1 protein-coding gene is annotated in these 756 nt (G+C 43.8%); it reads left to right on the top strand.

The window, feature by feature from the left end:
- Nucleotides 1–756 (top strand): hypothetical protein (locus tag D1164_RS23915; RefSeq protein ID WP_206611106.1); only part of this gene is annotated, 756 nt, incomplete at both ends.

Below are 756 nucleotides of genomic sequence, written 5' to 3'. Positions count from 1 at the left end.
CAAACGGCGGTGGCTCCGGTAGTTGGGGTCCTGCATCTGACGGGCATTACCATGTAAAAAATGTAATTATAAAGGACAATGTTATATTCGATTCCAACCGGGGAATTTGTTTTAGCGATCCTGGAGGCTTGCCTTATAGTGTTGAAAATGCAACTATTTCAGGGAACATCCTTTATGACATAGGAAAAAGTCCAACAGGCGACACTGAGTATGGTAATTATTATTATATCTCTAAAAATGTTACATTTGATAAGAACACGATAGTTGGTGTAAATAAGGCTTCACGTTGGTTTGCACACAATAGCTCTGAACTGGACATGTCTGTATCATGCAATGTAATTATCAATTCATATGAAATGACCGGCACCAGGGATGAGACAACGACCGTTGAAAACAATACGTTCTATAATACTACAAGGCAGGATGTCGGTGACGGAACATATTATGCCAGTGATACATCCGCACACATGTCAAATCTTGTATTTACAACAGATACTTATACCAATAGTCCAAGGAATATCACACTGCCCGGTGTTGTTACAACTGCATCAAGCCCTCATGCAAATGGATGTTTTGGATCTTTACCCGGGCAAGCGGCCAATCCCAGCCCTTCCAATGATTCCACCGGTGTTGCGATAAATACGGATTTAAGCTGGACCGCTGACAGCAGTGCGGTTTCCCATGACGTCTATTTTGGGGCGAGCAACCCTCCCGCGTTTGTACGGAACCAAGCTGGTACCAGTTATGCCCCGGGCA

This window comes from Mariniphaga sediminis, from assembly GCF_003573545.1.
GTDB classification, from domain to species: domain Bacteria; phylum Bacteroidota; class Bacteroidia; order Bacteroidales; family Prolixibacteraceae; genus Mariniphaga; species Mariniphaga sediminis.
Note: the sequence above shows the minus strand (reverse complement) of the source record. Positions and strands in the feature narration are given on the sequence as shown.